The sequence below is a fragment of the Adlercreutzia sp. ZJ176 genome (assembly GCF_011038975.1).
Classification (GTDB): Bacteria; Actinomycetota; Coriobacteriia; order Coriobacteriales; family Eggerthellaceae; genus CAAEEV01.
The window spans coordinates 73,933-90,801 of the sequence record NZ_JAAKEC010000005.1; the positions used below are offsets into that span (position 1 = coordinate 73,933).

Below are 16,869 nucleotides of genomic sequence, written 5' to 3' on the forward strand. Positions count from 1 at the left end.
CTAATCCTCCTCGTCGACACCCGAGGGATACCACCCAATGATCGACACCTTGCACTCCTCATCGACACTGCGCATCGATGTGGGCACTTCGAAACTTCGACCGAGCCATTCTTCGTGCTCCTTGCCACCGAGCGGATGCATGAGTGGTAAAGGTGCATCAGGAAACTCTTTTAGGCTTTCCCAGGCGCTGTAATCCTGGGACTTCCACTCTTCAATGATACCTGCGAGTTGAGATGCTGCTTTCTCCTTCTCGGCGACGTCCACCCTGCCAACTCTGCACTCTATCCTTTTGCAAATGTCATCCAAAATCGCAGGATCGGGATTGTTGGGGTTTTTCGCATCAGGTCTTTCAGCTCGATACATGCCGAAAAGCACCCCTGGAAGAGCCCTCTCGCGTACCTGTTCGCAGAACGCCGTTGCGCTGGACGGCTCAACGTGCTGATAGAAGCTCTCATGATAGTTCCTAAAATTCTCATAGTGAGATCTATCACGAGGCCTGGTCGTACCATAAAGGGTGAGCACAACGCCTTTGGCATCGCCGCGTCCAACGCGACTCGTCGCCTGTATATACTCGGCAGTTTCTTTTGGCTGGCCGGCAACGACCATCACGCCGAGTCTGGGAACATCCAAACCGACTGAAATCATATTTGTCGCCAGGCACAGATCGATGCTCCTGTTGTTTTGCTCTGTGAATTTTATCGTCAAAGAGCTAAGATCCCGTCTGACTTCAGGTGCGTCCTTTCTCCCCGTCAGCTCAACCACCCTATCGAGATATCTTTTCCTACCGTCTGGATACGTACGCCGCTTCTCATAGAGTCGCTCAGGGATATCGCTTGTCGTCCACGTAAGAGCCTGACCCAGCTCTCTCGTTGTGCCATAGTACCCGATAATTGTCCAATAAGGATCTCTCTGCTCGCTGTCCTCAAGCTCCCACGAATTCGACTCCCAAAGAAGCTGGGTGTAAAGCTTGATGCTCGCCGTTGCAAAAGAGATATTCGGTGCGTAAAGGCCAATGTAACGTCTTCCGCGCCCAACCGCATCAAGCCTAGCGAAAAACGAGTCGTCATGGCTAATGCCAGATGGCGGGAACTGTTTCACGTTCTCCTTGCCGCACGCGAAAAGCTCGTGACATTGCTCTTTGGCTCGGCTTACGGTAGCCGTAGAAGCGACGATCTTGGGTTTTCTCTCCTTGCCTCCATAGTCGCGAATAGTGCAGAGCTCGCTTATCAGTGTTTCGTAGCTTGCGACCATTGACCCCAAGGGTCCCGATATGAGATGAAGTTCATCTTGAATGATGAGTTTTGGAGCATGTTTTCTTTCTCCATCTTCGCTTATGCCGAATATCCGATACGACTTCGGCCGATAGGGAATAATAGCAAACTTGTCAACAGTTCCCAGAAGCAAGGATGGCGGCTCGTGGTAGATTTCGTCATCTACAACTTTCAGAGGCAAGTCAAAGTCTTTTGAGCTGAAATCGCAATTCGAATTCATGCATACGAATTTCAGGTACTTATCTCCATCGCGGCTCTTATCTCTGTTGCGAGTGATCTGATAACCTTCTCCGCGTTCGCCCATTCGGCGCCCGCACCATGGACACTGAACTACAGGGATACTCTTCTCCATCTGCTTTCCGCTCCGCAAATCCTTGTAGATCTTGAGCGCTTCGCTCCAAGAGTTCGGTGAAGCAGCGGCCCCAACCCAGAATCCAATGGAGAAACGCTTGGCGCCGAGCAAATCAGGGTTATCCCTGCGCATGACTTCCAGCGCACAAATGAGAGAAGCCGCCCTGGAGAACTGCTGCGATGAGAGCAACCTCAACGTGTAACGCATCAGAATCGTCGCACCTTCACAGACCTCACCGTTGAGGCGCTCAAGGATGAGCGTGAATGCCGACAGACCGAGATAAGCTTCCGTCTTGCCGCCACCTGTGGGGAACCAGATTAGATCGAGAAGCCCTCTGTCTTCTGAATCGGAATCGACCATAGAATTCACGTTCATGAGCAGGAAAGCGATCTGGAATGGTCTCCAAAACCTCTGTCCATCTGCTGGCTTGTCGATCTCGTCTGCCTCATTTGCCACAACTCGATAATGTAAATACTGATTCAACATCGCTTCGTTTGCCAGATGAAAAGCCATCCGCGCTTTTCGGTTGATTTTCAGCGTATCGAATCCAACATCGATCCGGTTAAGGCACTGTTGGCAGTTACTGACATTGCGCTCTGCCGCTACCTTCCTCCAGTCATCAAATTCTAGTGCTTTTTCTTCGAGACCCTCGATCCACTTCCGATATGCATTAATAAGAGAGCTGATCGATCGTTCCGCCTCGTCCCATCGGCCAGGGTTTGCCAGCATGTTCATGTCAAAAGCCTTCGGGTCTAGCTCAGAAACACTTGACATTGTGGGCCGGACTTCCGACTGAGGTATCATCTCGGTCCTTATCGTGATTGGCCGCGGTTCCTCATCGCTCCAATCAGCCGCACATCCGTGACCGATCGCGTAATTCGCAATGCCTGAGTATATGAGTTTGCTTGATAGCTCCTCTTCGGTAAGAGCCTCGGCACCATCATCAGAAGGTAAGGGCTCGAATCCTAAGTTCGATTTTAATGAAAACCCGCATTGAAAGTAACAGTCTTTGGTATCACACGACTTCGGATTTGTCGACTTCTTCGAATTCCGCAACGCTACCGTTATGACAGATGAGTTCTCGTTTATGGCGTAGCGATAGACCATCATTACGACAAGCATGGTTTTGGGGATATCGATGCTAGTAACTTTCTTGCGCTCAGAAGGCAACTCAAAACCCGAAACGGACCACATGATGGGCTCTCTCTTGAAAACCAGCTTCTCGCCAACGAGTTCCTTGCCGTATCTTCCTGCAGACACTTCTATATTCAGCAAGTCTTTGTTGTTTACCCTAATTGTGAGACTGATTGCCGATTGGTAATCTGCGTTCGATAACGCAATGGGTTCCTCTTCGTCCGAAAGGGACTCCATCTTGGAGCCCATCGCGACACCCTGAGCTTTATCCCCAGTTGCAACTTCGCCACCCGAAACGCTCTCATCCTCATCAGGAATCTCACTGAATTCGCTCCCGACCGGATACAGAACGCCTACCGAATACGCATTTTTGGGTCGAACCCATTCGAGGGTTTCCTCTGACAGCGGATCCATTGGACCAGCGAACTCTTCATGCACTGCTCTATATAGAGCGTCTCTCATTTCATCGTCGCGCATCGCAATCACCTCAACCCATGCACCATCCAAATCGACCAGCTGGGACCATCGTAAGATCACCTATATATTCGACGAACAGCAGATCCACCGATCCCATATCCCCGTGTTTGCGACAAAAATCATCCGCGGCTTCTTCGAGACTTCCCGCCGCCCTTGCGTCTTTGACGAAAGCCTCAGCGATCTCCTGGATCAACTTCCTGCCACTGGTAATCCGATCACCCCTGATAGTTGATGCAGCCTTCATTATTTCATTGATTTCGGAATCAGTGAATTCCCTGTTGAGAGCTTTACCTATTATCGCGATGTCTTCTTTTTCGCTGGGGGCAATGATCGATGAGTCGTTAACCCACCTCGCAATAGTGGCGAGATTTCTTTTGCAGCCCGCCTTGGAAATCCTATCCCTGATACTTCTGCGACTCATGAAGCGCAAAGCTTCGTCTATTGGTTCGCGCCAGGCTCGCGCCCGCGACGCCACCTCACGTAAGCCATGAGCATTACAAGCCTCATCAAGCGCATCATCATCCGATTCCGTCCGTAGCACAATATCGCCCTCTTGCAGACCAGCTACCGTCTTTCTGCAATAGCCTATTTCAGGATCGAGGGCATCAGTGACCACAATGAGAGAGTCTCCACCCTCTTCGCGAACACGAAGCCATCGGCACACGCCAGAAGTGAACCATACCGGACGGCCCCGATAAGCCTCTTCACCGTTGCGGTTTGTACGGCACCACTCATTCCTTTCGCGCTCCATTGACCGCGCAATACCAGAAAGCGACTTATCTTGCACCCGTTTTGCATCCTGCTCGGGTTCCGCTATTGGTTTCGGAATAGTCACCTTGATTCTCTCGAGGGATTTTCGATACCTCGATTTCTGCGACTTGTGGTGCCTCTTCCAGTAATCGTCGGCACTCAAATACCACTGAGTTTCTAGCTCGATGGGACTTATACCTCGGTACATGAACACGGTGCACGTACCCGCTAGCCCGGAACCCAGCAGTCGCTCCATCTCCTCACGCCGAAACCACCCAGAAATGAACACTTCTTCGTCCTCGGGAATAGAATCCTGTTTCAAGAACCTGCGCGGAGCAATTACCCTGATGGCGTCTGGCGACAACCCATCGTACGCGAGCGCCTCTTTCCAATATTCGCTAGCCGTTCTCTCGTTGACCCCGTTCGAAACCACGAGACACACTTTATGGTGAACGTTTTTCACCGCTCGAACTATCGCACCGTACACAGCATTTTCTTTGGGCAGAGCTACATCTGGAAGCGACAGGCTGCGAAGTATCTTCGCAGCCTCCTCGACCTCATGCATCTCTTCCTTCGTAAGCGAGTAGTTGCTGCTCTCGCCAGTAAGCACGGCATTCGCACCGTCGATCCTATTTCGCAATTCGCTCGACGCGCTCTCGTCAAGCATTTCGGTTTGTCTTAGAGCCTGTCCCAGCACTCGCGTCAACGTCAACAAAGCCACCTGCTCGCCTTCGGAAAGCTTGTTTCGCCGATCGGCGAGGCCGTACAGTATTCGCGCGGCTTCCGAGAACCTGCCGTCATCCTCTACGGGCTGGCATCTTATCACTGAATTTGCGGCGCATAATTCCCTCCGCGTTAACGAAAGATGACTCTCGCCACAATACCCAGATACGTCTAAGAGCTGCGATTTGCCCCATATGAATACCGGAAAGCCTAATTCGTCAAACACATTGGTGCGTCTTAGAATGCCCTCTTCGCAGAAAACCGCGACGGGCACTCCAAACTCATTAATTATGTCCTCTAAGAGTCCACGCATAGAGTCTATGCACTCAGCAGTGGGGGCTTCGAGAACTATCGAGTCAAGCGTACCGCCCTCATCGAGATATTCATAGAGGTCAAGCAACTCGGATATGCCCTCTTCAGTTCTGCTCGTCACAACGATAGACGGCTCTCCTACAGCGGGATAACTGTTACCTCTTTTTATTTCGCCGTCAGAAAATCTTCCCGTAGTCAGGCATTCGGCAAGGGGCAAACCTTCGTTTCCGAAGAATATCTCAGCTGACTTCAAAACAGTAGGCGGAATGTTCAGATAGGGAGAGGCCGACGTCGCGACCGCCACAGGAGAGACAACGGAGGAGCTCCTATTCCTGAGCATTTGCGCAATCTCAGGAAGAGCAGAAAAAGCCACGGCTGTATCTTTCAAGGAACCGCGTGTCCTCAAAGTTGGGACTGTCCCTTCAATGCATCTGTGGAGCGTCGGCAATCGGTCTAGCGAGTAATAGCTCTTTACTGGCGACTTTTGATCTTGCCTACGATCTGGCTGCCTGTATTCCAGCATTTTTCCGAGTTGATCGCGCTCCGAAATCCCCAGATACTCGACCACCGTCTGACCGATGCAAATTGGCGTTCCTTCACTCAGTTCGTCTTTTTCGATATCTAGGTCAGGATCCAAGCCAAGGACGTTCTCTATCGCTTTGCTGACGGCAAACGATAATGCCTCCCTCGTATAGTCGCATACGGCAATCACAACGCCCGGCAATTTGGCCTCAATCGCCCTATCCAGAAAACCTCTGCTAACAGCTGTCACTGCGCTGGGCTTCACGGAACCTAGCTCTTTGTATCGCAGCTCGAAGTCGGGCACAGTCCAAGCCTTAAGACTGCTTTTAATAAACTCATCGTAAGTCAGCTCTTGGCCTTCGTGTTCTTGAGTCATGCTAACCACCGCTCCGCTTAGCTTAAATAATTACCGCACTTTCCGCCACTAGGTACATTCCTCACGTTCTATCATTGCAATCCCTAAGACATATTTATTTTATTACCGTGAGCGTAAAGCTCTGAAATAAATTCGAGAGCTTAAGAGCGCGCAGGCCGACATCCAGCTCCTAAGCTCTCGAATTCTCTAGCACCTTTCGAAAGTCCGTGAAACCCAAGCTGTTAACACTCGACACACGCACCTTATTCCACATCATCAAGCACTTCCTTAATCCTTCCAGCAATAGCTTTGATAACAGGAACCGTGACCGAATTGCCAAGCTGCTTGTACAGCTGCGTATCAGGTAAAGTCAACTTATAGCTATCGGGAAATCCCTGAAGGCGCGCCCATTCACGAGGCGTCATTTTGCGAATGTCATCCTTGTTAATCTCGCCTTTGATGTTAGTAACTGGGATCATTGAGTGCTCACGATGGTCAACGATCAGATTGCGCTCGCGCCCCATTCCTCCACAAACAATAGTATCTGCAATCGAATCCCATTCTCGAATTTCATAGCCAAAACCATGACCAAGGGCCTCATGTCGCGCTCGATGACGTCTTAACGTCTCCATATACACATCGGATAAATAGTATTTCGAGCTTATGGGTGCGTCCTCAAGTATGTCCCGAATGACCTTTTTCTTGCCAGCATGCGTAGGGAACTCGAAGGCCTTTGGCGCAATATCGTTTCGAAATGCAACGATATAAATTCGCTCACGATTCTGCGGAACGCCAAAGTCTCTGGAATTAAGCACGCTATAGAAGGGCGTATAGCCACCCTCCTCTAAAGCACCGAGAATCACCCTGAGCGTACGTCCCTTGTCGTGAATAGGAAGGCCCTTCACATTTTCGCAAAAAATAACTTTGGGCTTATTTGCTCGATCAGCGCACACGCGAAGCATGTCGAAGAACAATGTGCCCCTAGCTCGCCCCCTATAATCATCATCGAACCCTTTGCGTCTCCCTGCCAGACTAAATGCCTGGCAGGGAAAACCCGCGAGACAAATATCGAAATCAGGGATCTCTTCTGCCTCTATTTTTGTGATATCGCCTGCGATTTCAAAGCTGTCTTCGAAGTTCGCTTTGTACGTTTGACATGCGGACTTATCAAGTTCGCTAACGAAAACCGTCTCCATGCTCCCGCCAAACGCCTGGTCAAATCCCATGCGAATTCCACCGATACCAGCAAAAAGATCGATGGCTCTGTACGCTCGCCCAACCACTATGCACCCAGCTCCCCAAGTGGCTCTTCTTCGACAAGAAGCTTGTCTGACGCAAGCAAAGCCATCACCAAAAAAATGCCAGTGTTGTTTTTCCGCTGACAAATTCCGCAGTAATCCCCGCCTTGGAAGAGCACGTCGCCCTCCCCTCTTGCTGATGAGCGCATATCTCCCTCGCCTGACTTCTTTCTGCTTGAATAATGTCTTTCTTGCACAATTGTTCGTTCTAGCCTCTTCGCAAATTTTATCATAGACGGTATCTTCGCATTATTTCTGGAAGCGGCGGGTTTCTGGATGCTGGAAGCCCAACAACGACGTTGGTGCACCAGGGCATTATCAAATGGCCTCAACATAGGTAGGTGCAGCATTGGAGAAGGCAATTATCCTCGACAGGGCAGCGAAGGGCTGGGAATCTCGCGCATATTCGCAGTATTGTCCCCTCATACCCTCCGCCCCTATCTTGCTGCCATCCTGCGGATGCCTTGGGTGCTTGACGCCTCCTCGAGTATCTCGATGAGGTCGCTCGCCTGGTAGAAGGCGCCCCTCCTGGCATTGCCCATCCTCGACAGGATGCCCCGCTCGCATGCGACCTCAACGAGGCTGCGCGCGGCCCTCTCCGAGATCTCGAGCTTCTCGGCGACGTAGGCGACGCTCACCACGGGCTGCTCCACCAGAAGCGCCGGCAGGCGATGAGCCGCAGATCCCTTCCTCTCTTTCGTGGCCTCGCGCCACCTCGCAAGCACGACGTCCACGTCCGACGCAATGCGCGCCCCCACAACCACGGACAGCTCAAGAGCGCTCACCACGCGCTCGATGATGGGCTCCACCTGGCCGTCATGGTAGACGGCGAGCGCCTCCATGTAGGAGTCCACGTCGTGCAGCAATCCCGCCGACAGGGGGAGGGTCGCGTGGGGCAGCACCTCGTCACGCGCCAGCATGCGGTGCAGCAGCGCGCGTCCCGTGCGGCCGTTGCCGTCCGTGAAGGGATGGATCGTCTCGAACTGGGCGTGGAACACGGCCGCTTTGACCACGGGAGAGAGGTCCTCGCGCCCTCCGAACGAAACGAGGTCCCCCAGGCATGCCGTCAGCCGTGACACGTGCGGCGGGACGAAGGACGCTCCGTGCGGGCTGTAGGGAGTGCCGCCGATCCACATCTGCTCCTCGCGCAGCCCCTTGGCTTCCCCCGTGCCGGCCATGAGCACGTCGTGGACTTGACACAGGGAGACAACGTCAACGGGGCCGCCCTGCTCCAGGACCTCGCGCATGGCGGCAACGTTGCCCGCGATGAGCTTGGCGTTCTCAGGAGCCTTGTCGGACAGCTCGGCCAAGGCGACGTTCCGCACGCTGGAGGTGAGCCGCTCTATCTGGGAGCTCGACGACGACTCGCTCCTCAGCATGAGCGCGGGAAGGTCATAGCCCCTGCCGACTTGCGCCTGGTCAAACCTGATCGCAACCGCACAAGCCTCCGCAGCGCGCCGCGCAAGCTCAGCCGGAACCTCCACAGGCAACGAGGAGATGGGAGCGGGAACCGCCGCCTCGTAGGAGGACGTGATCTTGCGCCTCCTGCTTTTGGGAATGAGCAGGAGATCTTCCTCGTCGCGGTTCCACCTGTATGTCTCATATTCGACGCGCGGCCACATGAAAGCCTCCTTCGCCGCCTTGCTCGCTTCCCTCAGTATAGCGTTAACGGAAGTGAAATTGATTTCACTTCCGTTAGAATGGCAAAAGGCGGATAATGGCGAGAAGACAGAGCTCGAATCAGGATGAGGGGCGAAGAAACGTGCAGCAGCGAGAGCAGGAAGAGAAGCAACGTCGGGAGCAGGCGCCCGTGCAGGCGCAGACGCAACCACACCCAAACCCGCAACCGCAGGCACACCTGCAGCCACCATCGCAATCGCAACCGCCATCTCACCCACACCCGCACCCGCAGGCAGCCGACGGCGGAGCCCCCGCCAGGATACAGGTGCGCGGCGGGCGGGTGCACAACCTCAAGAACATCGACGTCGACGTGCCGCTCAACAAGATCGTCGGCATCGCCGGCGTCTCCGGCTCGGGCAAGTCCTCCTTGGCGCTCGGGATCCTCTACGCGGAGGGCTCCCGGCGCTACCTGGAGTCCCTGTCGACCTACACGCGCAGGCGCATGACGCAGGCGGAGAAGGCGCAGGTGGACGAGGTGCTGCACGTCCCGGCGGCGCTGGCGCTCAGGCAGCGCCCCGGCGTGCCCGGCATCCGCAGCACGTTCGGGACGGGCACGGAGCTGCTGAACAGCCTGCGCCTGATGTTCTCCCGCCTCGCCTCGCACCGCTGCCCGAACGGCCACTACGCCGAGCCCTCCCTGAACGTCGCCGCCGACCTCCCGATCATCTGCCCCGTCTGCGGCGAGCGCTTCCTCGCGCCGAGCGCGGAGGAGCTGGCCTTCAACAGCCAGGGCGCGTGCGCGCGCTGCGACGGGACGGGCATCGTCCGCACCGTTGACGAGTCGACGCTGGTGCCCGACGAGTCCCTCTCCATCGACGAGGGCGCGGTGGCGCCCTGGCAGACGCTCATGTGGTCGCTGATGAAGGACATCGCCCGCGAGATGGGCGTCCGCACCGACGTGCCGTTCCGGGAGCTGACGCCGAAGGAGCGCGACATCGTCTTCCACGGCCCCGCGGTCAAGAAGAACATCATCTACCAGAACAAGACCAGCGGCGCCGCCGGCGACATGGACTTCACCTACTTCAACGCCACCTACACCGTGGAGAACGCCCTGTCGAAAGTGAAGAACGAGAAGGGCATGAAGCGCGTCGAGAAGTTCCTGAAGCAGGGCGTCTGCCCCGACTGCCAAGGCACGCGCCTCAGCGACGCGGCGCGCGCCCCCCGGCTTCGCGGCATCTCGCTTGCGCAAGCCTGCGCGATGACGCTCTCTGACCTCATGCGATGGGTGGACGGCGTCCCGGCCTCGCTGCCCGAGGAGATGCGCCCAATGGCGCAAAGCATCTGCGCGTCGTTCGAAACCGCCGCGAAGCGCCTCGTTGACCTGGGACTTTCATACCTCACGCTCGACCGCGCCGCCTCGACGCTCTCCACCGGCGAACGGCAGCGCATGCAGCTGGCCCGCGCAGTGCGCAACCGCACGACCGGCGTCCTGTACGTCCTCGACGAGCCGTCCATCGGCCTGCACCCCTCCAACCTGGAGGGGCTGACCGGGGTCATGCGGGACCTGATCGCAGACGGCAACACCGTCGTGCTGGTGGACCACGACGTCAACGTGCTCTCCGAGGCCGACTGGCTCATCGAGCTCGGACCCGAGGCCGGCGCAAGCGGCGGCACCATCATCGCGCAGGGGCCCTTGGGGGACGTGGCGCATGACCCCCGCTCGCGGATCGGCGGCTTCCTCACGGGCGAGACGGCCGTCAACGTGAGGGAGCGCGTCGCGGCGGACGAGATGTTCGCCCTCGGGACCATCCGCCTGTCCACGTCCGCCATCCACACGGTGAAGCCCCTGGAGGTGGACTTCCCCAAGGGGCGGCTCATCGCGGTGACCGGCGTGTCCGGATCGGGGAAGACGACGCTGATCCTGGAGAGCCTGGTCCCGGCGCTGGAGGCGTCCGTTCGGGGCGCCCAGCTCCCCGCGCACGTGAGGGCCCTCTCCGCCGACGGCATCGCCCACGTCAAGCTGATCGACGCCACGCCCATCGGGATCAACGTGCGCTCCACCGTCGCCACCTACGCCAACGTGCACGACGAGCTGCGCAAGGCCTACGCCAGGACGCCGGACGCGAAGGCGCGGGGCTGCAAGGCGGGCGACTTCTCCTACAACACGGGGAAGCTGCGCTGCCCCACGTGCGATGGGACAGGCTCCATCAACCTCGACGTCCAGTTCCTGCCGGACGTCGAGATCCCCTGCCCGGACTGCGACGGCTCGCGCTACGGAAAGGACGCGAGCCTCATCCGACGCGTGCCGAAGGACCAAGGACGCGCGCATTCGCTTCCCGAGCTCATGGACATGAGCGTGGACGAGGCGCTCGACGCCTGCGCCGACCTCCCGCTTGTCGCACGAAGGCTCGGCGTGCTCAAGGAGCTGGGTCTGGGATATCTGACCCTGGGAGAGGAGACGCCGAGCCTCTCAGGCGGCGAGGCGCAGCGCCTGAAGCTCGCCAGCGAGATGGGGAAGGGCCAGTCCGACACGGTGTTCGTGTTCGACGAGCCCACCATCGGCCTGCACCCGCTCGACGTCGAGACGCTGCTCCACGTGTTCGAACGGCTGATCGAGCGCGGGGCGACCGTCATCGTCATCGAGCATGACCTGGACGTCATCAGGAACGCGGACTACGTCATCGACATGGGGCCGGGCGGCGGCGTCCACGGCGGCGAGATCGTCGCGGCCGACACGCCGGAAGGGCTCTGCGCCTGCGAGGCCAGCAAGACGGGGGCGTATCTGAAGCGGATGCTCCCCGACCGAGAGGAGCGCTAGCGTTGCGAACGAACGAAGATGCGAGCTGGGAGCTGATCGGCGCGCACATCGCCGCGGAGTCCAGCGGCAAGAGCCCGCGGCTGTTCTCCTCGCGCCGGACGCTGTTCGGCATCCCCTCGGCGCTCGACGAGGAGCTGGCGAAGCTCGACCAGGAGGTTGCGAAGCAGACGGCGACTCACGAGGCGCAGGAGGCGGCAAGCGAAGCGGCAGCCTCCCCCACGTCTGAGCGAGCTTGGGCGCCCAAGCCGGCTGCCGCGCCCAAGCCGGCTGCCGTGCCCGGGTCGGCGCAGCAGCACGTGGTCCACCCCCTGGCGCCCGTGTTCGACGAGCGCTCCCGCGTACTCATCTTGGGCACGATGCCCTCGCCGAAGTCGCGCGAGACCGGCTTCTACTACAACCATCCGCAGAACCGCTTCTGGAAGGTGATGGCTGCCCTCTTCGACGAGCCGATCCCCGCCGCCAACCAGGAGAAGAAGGCGCTCGTGCTCGCGCACGGCATCGCGCTGTGGGACGTGCTGGCCGAGTGCACCATCAAGGGAGCCAGCGACGGCACCATCGCCGAGTGCGTGCCGAACGACATCGCGTGGCTGCTCGGGCAGGCGCCCGTCGAAGCGGTGTTCTGCACCGGTGCGAAGGCCGCTGAGCTCTACGGGAAGTACTGCGAGCCCTCCACGCGCATGCCCTGCACGCGGCTTCCCTCCACGAGCCCCGCGAACGCCGCGACCTCCCTCGACCAGCTCATCGAAGCCTACCGGCAGATCCTCCCCTTCTGCGCCCAAGCGTAAGCGCAGGTAGCGAAACTGGCGGATCGGCGGGGCATCAGGGCCTGCTAGCGGGGCCGGCGGGATCTGCCGGCGAGGCCAGCCGGCGAAGCCCACCTCACCCGCCGCCCGTGCCTTACGCGAGCCTGCTGTCCCCAGTCCTGTAGTCGATCTCGACGCCGGCCTGCACGTTCGGGATGTAGACCTTGAAGCAGACGCCCTTGCCGCCGTCCTCGACGGAGAGCGCCTCCATGAGCACCCCGCGCGCGACCAGCTCGCCGCCTCGGAAGTCAGGGGTCACGCGGTAGCAGACGTGGCCGCCCGTGGCGTCCATATGCCTGGCAACCTGCTTCTCGAAGCGGGTCATCGTCTCGTTGAGCTGGCGCGTTCCTGCGATCAGGTTTCGCTCGTTCGCGTTCTCGGCGCCGAGGCTCCAGGCTATCAGATGACTGCGGTTGAAGAGGGCCCCGTTGCTGGCAGCTATCAGCTCAGGGTAGTAAGCCTGCTTCCATCCGCTCGGGCGTATCGAGGATATGCTCCCGCGCTCCTCGCCCGCAGCCGGGGCGGTCTCCTCGCCGAGGATGGCCTCGGCGGTGCCGCACCGCCCGAGCGCGTCCAGCTCGCTGTAGCTCTCGTACCCGAACGCCTCGCCTTCGATGGCGGAGAAGTCAGGGAGTTCGTCGTAGGCGTAGTAGGTGCCGTCCGCGCTGATCTGCGGTTCGGCGGGCGCGGTTGCTTGCGGGCCGGAACCACCCGAGCCGTCTTGCGGGCCGGAGACGTTCGCAATGTCGCCACCCTGCAGATCGGCGCTGCCCGAAGTGCCGCCGGCTTGCGAGCCGGAGCCACCCGCAGTGCCGCTGCCCTCAGCTGAGGCAGCTCGGCTCGACGAAGACGCGTCGGAGGCGCCGCCGTCCGATACCGCGTTAAATACGCACCCGCCGAACGCAAGGCACAGCGCGACCAGCAGCGCCGCGAGCCACCTTGTAAACCCAGGATGCTTCGTATGACCAGCTTCGTTGTTCATAACCCGATTATATTCCACCAGCTTCAAGGCCGGCGCATGACACACGACAACGGCTCCATCTTCCAGGGCTTGAGCGCTCTTCGCCTCCTCGATGCCACTCGTCACCCGTCACGCCTGCCACCTTCCAGTCGTAGCCGATAAAACAGCTCAGCCCTTTGATAGTGCGCCCATGGTTGGTGTTCGGCGATCTCGATAGTTGTTAGGGCCTGCTGGCAATTGCGCGGAGTCGCTGCATGATTCTTCCGGACGGCGATTCTCGAACGCCTTCTTGATCGACGAGCCCTTGAAGCAGCGGCAAGCCACCCGGTCTTCGCCCCTCTTCGCCGAAGCAGCTTCCACGAGTCGCGCAAGAGAGTTGACAAGAAAAAGGCCTTACCGCTCGAGACTTAGCTTTATCTCCCCTGTTAAGCTGCCTATGGGGTAATCTATGGACGTCTAATTCTGTTATTGCATTTCTAATTTGAGTTACCGATTGGCGTTATTGAGATGACCTTGCTTTCCCGAACAGAAAACGCAGCATATGCTGGATTGCTCGAACAGATGGCCTCCAACAACACGGCAAGCTACAAGCTGTATTTCTTAAATGCCCTTGTTGCCGAGATCGCTTCCGGCGCAAACTGCATACCGCTTCAACGACTATCAGCAAAGATGGTCGCAGGCGCATGGTATCCCGTGGTGTTCTTTCGCCTTTCGTTTGGCAAAAGCGACTCCCTCTTCGATGTCGTGATATCCGTCAAGGAGCGCTTTGGGCTTTCAGATAACGCAACCGAAAAGGAGATCGTAGAGGCAATAGAGAGCTTGGACAGGGAGGACAGGCTCGCGAAGAAGGTTCGCTCCTTGTTGAAGTATGTTCCTTTCCGCCTCGTGCGTCCGGTGTACGAAAAGCGCCTTCAAGAAGAGCGAGGGAGGCGAGGAAAAGCCATTCCCGATCAGGAGATCAATGGGCTGATAATGAGCTATATGGCCGACGGCAGATTGCCAGCGTTTTACCGGCTGATCGGCGATAACGCCGTTGTCGATGACGACTGGGCTTCCTTTATTCGGGATAATGCGTCCCTTATATACGGCTGGCTTGATTCGAAGCTCATCTCCTTCATCCAAAAGAAAAACCCTAGCGTTCCTGCGATCCCGATGAAGCTCCACATGCCTATCAAGCGCGATTTGTCTTCAGCGCGAAGATACTGGGAAGACGCAATATCAGGCTGTCGGCTGAAGGAGGTCTACTCTGGCGCTCCGCTCGCTTCCGCCTCCTTTGATCGTTGGGGCCAGCTGAGCATCGACCACTTCATTCCCTGGAGTTTCGTAATGCACGATGAGCCGTGGAATCTCGTGCCCATGTTCAGGAATGCGAACAGCAGCAAAGGGGCGCGTCTCCCCGATCTGAGCAAGTTCTTTGTTCCTTTTTGCGAGCAGCAGCTGGAAGCATACGTTTTCACGCGCAACGAGGGAAAGCATGACAAGATCTTAGAATCGTACCTCGCAATCGATGACGAAATGACGAACTATGATCTATCGGATCGCAGCAAAAAGTCCTTTGGGAGGTCTTTGCGAAAAGCGATTGTTCCGCTTTATCAAATCGCGTTGAACCAAGGGTATCCCCTTTGGGACAACTCATGCACCTATGAGATCATCAGTCTATAGCTGCCAATCGTCGCGAAAGGCCAGCTGCGGCTTTGCCAATACGCAGCCCAGTGCAAGGTGCGAGCTTAGCGCTCACCCGTACCTGCAGAAACCCTTGGCGGGTCCCTTTGCTACTTAAACCTACTAGGACCCACTCGGACCGCCTGGTCCCGCACAACGCGATTTGCGCCTACCTATAGCGAGGCAGCACCGGCAGTGAGATAATGTTAGCCCGGCCACAGAAAGGGCACCATGAACGAAGTCGAGACCACGACCTGCGAGCGCCTGCTCGACAAGTCCCAGGAGGCATTCCTGCTCGCCGTAGAGCTCTACAACCGCCCCACGATCCGCTACCACGCAGAGGGGTGCTGCTTCTTCCTGTGCAACGCGTGGGAGCTCATGCTGAAGGCGTACATCATCCGCACGATGGGCTACGAGGCCGCATACTACCCAGGCAGCGACCGCACGCTCTCGCTCTCGGACTGCCTGAAGAAGGTATTTACCAACGAGAACGACCCGCTGCGCCTCAACATGGAGGTCGTGGGCGAGTTTCGCAACACCAGCACCCACTTCGTCACCGACGAGTACGAGCTGTTCTACGGCCCCATATTGCAGGAGTGCGTGAAGTTCTACGAGAAGAAGCTGCGCGAGCTCCACGGCATCGAGATCAGCGACCGCATCCCCGAGAACTACCTGGCGCTGTCGGTGCGCCGGGGTGACGTGGACTACGACGTCATCAAGGCACGCTACCCGCGCGAAGTGGTGGAGAAGATGCTTGAGCTCGGCTCCTCGATCGTCGCGAGTCGTCCAAGTGGTGCGGGCATCGGCTACGCCACAGAGCTACGTCTCACCAAGAAGAAGGGCGAGGGCATCCCTGTTCGCCTCGCGAATGACGCAGACGCGGCGGTGTCCATCCTTCACTCGCTCACGGACCCCATCAACAAGTACACATACCGTACGAAGAGGGGCGCGGGCTTCATCAGACGCAAACTCGGCAAGGAAGGCATCACTCTTCTAGTTAAGGGGAAGCCGAAGGAGTTCAACACGTTCCATTTTGGCGTGTTCGTCGACTTCTATAACATGAAGGGCAACGACGCATATTCATACAACCTGTCCCTCAGCGACGAGCAGCCCAGCTGGGGGTACTCGCAGCAGGCCATCGATCTAATGCTCCAAGAGATTAGACGAGACCCCGAGTATGTCATTGACAGCATGCGCGTCGAGCTATCCAAGCGTAAGTCAAGGGAGAAGAAGAGCCGCTAAGCAGCAGGAAAGCCGACCCCAGGAGCAAGGGAATTCTAAGCGATCCGAAGATGCCTACCCCCATTCGGGAACCCAGCTTTATTCCACCCAAGTCGGCTTCACTGTAGCAGGATTCTACCACGCAGAATCGCACTTTAGAACCCTTGCTGAAGTATTGTCATCCTCATCTCCATAAGCGGCCAGCTGCTCGTTAGCGCTCTTCCTCGGCCCGTTCGTCCACACCTTGACAGTTTTCGCTGTTTAGTTGGTTGCTGGTGCCGAACCCTTGAAGTTTACTCTGCCCCCAAATTACCCCAAGTCCCCAAGAAGCTGTCCCAAGGAAAAAGAAGCCATGTAACAAGCCGATGACCTAGCATCTACTCAGACATCGGCCCCGACACCAAGAAGGCCGCGGTTGCCAAAGTGCAGGACTGCTTCAATATGGACTTCTTTGCTCTTCCAAATTAGAAGAGCAAAACCGGGGAGACGCGGTAGCAGGCGAACGCCGCCTTACGCATATAGCGAGCAGGGCGTGGCGATGCTCTCGACGGTCCTCAAAAGCGAGACGGCCGTGACGGATCCCAGGGCCA

General features: G+C 57.5%; 10 protein-coding genes. 4 read left to right on the plus strand and 6 right to left on the minus strand.

Features of this window, described 5'->3' with window-relative positions:
* From G7Y50_RS03730 to G7Y50_RS03750, 5 genes are all read right to left on the minus strand, one after another.
* A complete protein-coding gene (locus G7Y50_RS03730) occupies positions 1-3,234 on the minus strand; it encodes a helicase-related protein (protein ID WP_165052184.1) in 3,234 nt (1,077 codons plus the stop codon).
* A 10-nt stretch (positions 3,235-3,244) separates the two neighbouring features.
* On the minus strand, positions 3,245-5,845 hold the full coding sequence (locus G7Y50_RS03735; RefSeq protein WP_165052195.1) for a DrmE family protein: 2,601 nt from the start codon (positions 5,843-5,845) through the stop codon (positions 3,245-3,247).
* Between the two features lie 314 nt (positions 5,846-6,159).
* Positions 6,160-7,179, minus strand: a complete 1,020-nt coding sequence (locus G7Y50_RS03740; RefSeq protein WP_206214757.1) for a DNA cytosine methyltransferase — start codon at positions 7,177-7,179, stop codon at positions 6,160-6,162.
* Positions 7,179-7,427 carry a hypothetical protein gene (locus tag G7Y50_RS03745; protein ID WP_165052213.1) on the minus strand — a complete coding sequence of 83 codons (249 nt, stop codon included), beginning with the start codon at positions 7,425-7,427 and terminating at the stop codon, positions 7,179-7,181. The genes G7Y50_RS03740 and G7Y50_RS03745 overlap by 1 nt, the downstream gene beginning before the upstream one ends.
* A 204-nt stretch (positions 7,428-7,631) precedes the next feature.
* Positions 7,632-8,816: a Fic family protein gene (locus G7Y50_RS03750; RefSeq protein WP_165052219.1), complete on the minus strand. Its 1,185-nt coding sequence runs from the start codon at positions 8,814-8,816 to the stop codon at positions 7,632-7,634.
* A 338-nt stretch (positions 8,817-9,154) separates the two neighbouring features.
* On the opposite strand from G7Y50_RS03750, the gene G7Y50_RS03755 reads away from it, so the two are divergent.
* Positions 9,155-11,632: an excinuclease ABC subunit UvrA gene (locus tag G7Y50_RS03755; RefSeq protein ID WP_241156437.1), complete on the plus strand. Its 2,478-nt coding sequence runs from the start codon at positions 9,155-9,157 to the stop codon at positions 11,630-11,632.
* Positions 11,633-11,634: 2 nt separating this feature from the next.
* Complete coding sequence (locus G7Y50_RS03760; protein ID WP_241156438.1) at positions 11,635-12,417, plus strand: DNA-deoxyinosine glycosylase; 783 nt, start codon at positions 11,635-11,637, stop codon at positions 12,415-12,417.
* A 112-nt stretch (positions 12,418-12,529) separates the two neighbouring features.
* On the opposite strand, the gene G7Y50_RS03765 is transcribed toward G7Y50_RS03760, so the two are convergent.
* Positions 12,530-13,417: a DNA/RNA non-specific endonuclease gene (locus G7Y50_RS03765; RefSeq protein WP_165052226.1), complete on the minus strand. Its 888-nt coding sequence runs from the start codon at positions 13,415-13,417 to the stop codon at positions 12,530-12,532.
* A 486-nt stretch (positions 13,418-13,903) separates the two neighbouring features.
* Here G7Y50_RS03765 and G7Y50_RS03770 point away from each other — a divergent pair, with 486 nt between their 5' ends.
* On the plus strand, positions 13,904-15,058 hold the full coding sequence (locus tag G7Y50_RS03770; RefSeq protein ID WP_165052233.1) for an HNH endonuclease domain-containing protein: 1,155 nt from the start codon (positions 13,904-13,906) through the stop codon (positions 15,056-15,058).
* Between the two features lie 231 nt (positions 15,059-15,289).
* Positions 15,290-16,300: a DUF3644 domain-containing protein gene (locus G7Y50_RS03775; RefSeq protein ID WP_165052240.1), complete on the plus strand. Its 1,011-nt coding sequence runs from the start codon at positions 15,290-15,292 to the stop codon at positions 16,298-16,300.
* Positions 16,301-16,869 lie beyond the last annotated feature (569 nt).